This window comes from Nonomuraea terrae, from assembly GCF_004348995.1.
Lineage (GTDB): Bacteria > Actinomycetota > Actinomycetes > Streptosporangiales > Streptosporangiaceae > Nonomuraea > Nonomuraea terrae.
In genome coordinates this window covers 1-2,400 of the sequence record NZ_SMKQ01000414.1, presented here as the reverse complement: position 1 = coordinate 2,400, position 2,400 = coordinate 1, and the positions used below count along the sequence as shown (strand labels likewise).

Here is a 2,400-nt window from a genome sequence, read left to right as displayed (position 1 = left end):
GAGAAGAAGACCCCCACCCCCGCGGTCACCCTCAAGCCGAGCCCGCCTTCGGCGCCCGAACGCGTAGGCTGCCGGACCTGGTCACCGCCCAAGGACGGCTTGACGATGAGCCCCTGCCTGAAGATCGTCGGCGAACGCGCCTACATCCAGGCCCGCGCCAAGGGCAAGGTCGGCACGTCCGTCGACCTGTCGATCGAGCTGTACGACTCCCGGGCGAACCGTACGGTCACCAGCCCGCTGCGCTGCCACGACATGCGTTTCGCCTACGAGGGCGAAATGGAGGTCTGCGGCTGGTACGAGGTCACCGCGCCGCGCGGCATCCCGTACGTCGCCCGGCAACGCTGGAAGCTCCGCACCGCGACCGCCTTCGGCGGCGGCTTCGAGAGCCCCGAGCTCACCTGGTGACTACCGGGCGAACTCGGTCGCCCGCGACTCCCGCACCACCGTGATCCGGATCTGCCCCGGATAGGTGAGCTCCTCCTCCACCTGCTTGGCCACGTCACGAGCGATCACCTGGGCCTGGATGTCGTCGATCGCGTCAGGCTTGACCATCACGCGGATCTCCCGCCCGGCCTGCATGGCGAACACCTTCTCCACGCCCTCGTACGACTGCGCGATCTGCTCCAGCCGCTCCAGCCGCTTGACGTACGCCTCCAGAGACTCCCGCCGCGCCCCCGGACGGCTGCCGCTGATCGCGTCGGCGGCCTGCGTGAGGACCGCCTCGACCGTGCGGACCTCGACCTCGTTGTGGTGCGCCTCGATGGCGTGCACCACGTCTTCCTCCTCGCCGTAACGGCGGGCGATCTCCGCGCCGATCAGGGCGTGACTGCCCTCGACCTCGTGCGTGAGCGCCTTGCCGATGTCGTGGAGCAGGGCACAGCGCTTGAGCAGCGTCGGGTTCAGCTTCAGCTCGGCGGCCATGATGCCGGCGATGTGGGCGGACTCGATGAGGTGCTTGAGCACGTTCTGCCCGTAGGAGGTGCGGTAGCGCAGCTGCCCGAGAAGCAGCGTCAGCTCCGGGTGCATGTCGGTGATGCCCAGCTCGACGAGGGCGTCCTCGCCGGCCCGCGCGCACAGGTCCTGCACCTCCTGACGGCTGCGGTCGTGGGCCTCCTCGATGCGCTGCGGGTGGATGCGGCCGTCGAGCACCAGCTTCTCCAGCGTGAGCCGCGCCGTCTCCCGCCGGACGGGGTCGAAACAGGACAGCAGCACCGCTTCGGGGGTGTCGTCGATGATGAGGTTCACCCCCGTCGTGGACTCGAACGCGCGGATGTTGCGCCCCTCACGCCCGATGATGCGGCCCTTCATCTCGTCGCCCGGCAGGTGGAGCACGCTGACTACGGACTCGGCCGTCTGCTCGGCCGCCAGCCGCTGCACGGCCAATGTCACGATCTTCGTGGCCCGCTTCTCGCCCTCCTTGCGGGCGTCGCCCTCGATCTCCCGGACGATCAGCGCGGCCTCACGCTTGGCCTGGTTCTGGATCTCCTTGACCAGCTCGGCCTTGGCCTGCTCGGCGGTGAGCCCGGCCACCCGTTCGAGGACGACCCGGCGTTCCTCCTCGGCCTGCAGCAGCTCCTCGCGGCGGCCCGCCAGCTCGATCTCGGTCTCGGCCAGCTTCCTGTCGCGCTCGGCCTGCCGCCTCGCCTCCTCATCCAGCCGCTGCTCGCGCTCGGCCAGGCGGGCCTCGCGACGTTCGAGGTCGACACGGAGCTCCTTGAGCTCGGACTTGAGGATGCGGCTCTCCTCCTCGACCTCACGCCGCATCTGCGTGGCGCTCTCGGCCGCCGCCTCCGACCTGCGCAGGATCTCCTCGGCGTCGGTCTCCGCCTTGGCGCGGATCTCCTGCGCCTCCTCACGCGCCTGCTCAAGCTCGTCCTGTACGGCCTGCACCTGCTCAGGGCTCGGCTTGGCGGCGCGGGGCAGGCCGCCCGAAGTGCGTCGTACGACGACGAGAAGCGCAGCGACCATCCCGAACGCGAGCACGAGCACCGCCACCATCAGCACCACGACCAGCGGCCCCATGTGCGCCCCGCCCTCCTCGCGTCGTCAACACCTCATAACGCGGCCACAAAACGGGAGGGGTCACAGACGCGCCGCGGACAGCCCGGTCGGCGTCATCGCCGGGATCGATGTCAAGCAAAGGCCGACCGGGCGTCGGCCTCGAAATCCGAAGCCTCGCCTGCCTCGATCAACCAAGCTTGTTCGTCCGTCGTTCACCGGTATGGCAATCCGCACTGCGCGGAGTAACTCCTCACTGCCGTCGAGGTTATGCGTCGAACAGGTCACGAGCAAGCAAACGCGTCATCAAGCGTGTCTTACGGGGTTGACTCTCCCCATTCCGCCCGATATCCCCCGCTCGCCCCCGAAGCGCCCAGCCGTCCAGCCAAAAACCCACAGGAC

At 69.0% G+C, this 2,400-nt stretch carries 2 protein-coding genes; one reads left to right on the top strand and one right to left on the bottom strand.

Features of this window, described 5'->3' with window-relative positions; translation table 11 throughout:
- On the top strand, nt 1–405 hold a 405-nt coding region (locus tag E1286_RS47005; protein ID WP_223190967.1), incomplete at its 5' end, for a hypothetical protein.
- On the opposite strand, the gene rny is transcribed toward E1286_RS47005, so the two are convergent.
- A complete protein-coding gene (gene rny / locus E1286_RS47000; protein WP_132623878.1) occupies nt 406–2,022 on the bottom strand; it encodes a ribonuclease Y in 1,617 nt (538 codons plus the stop codon).
- Nucleotides 2,023–2,400: the final 378 nt, after the last annotated feature.

Coding starts and splice junctions, on each gene's coding strand:
- rny (WP_132623878.1), bottom strand. CDS start 2,022: ATGGGGCCGCTGGTCGTGGTGCTGATGGTGGCGGTGCTCGTGCTCGCG.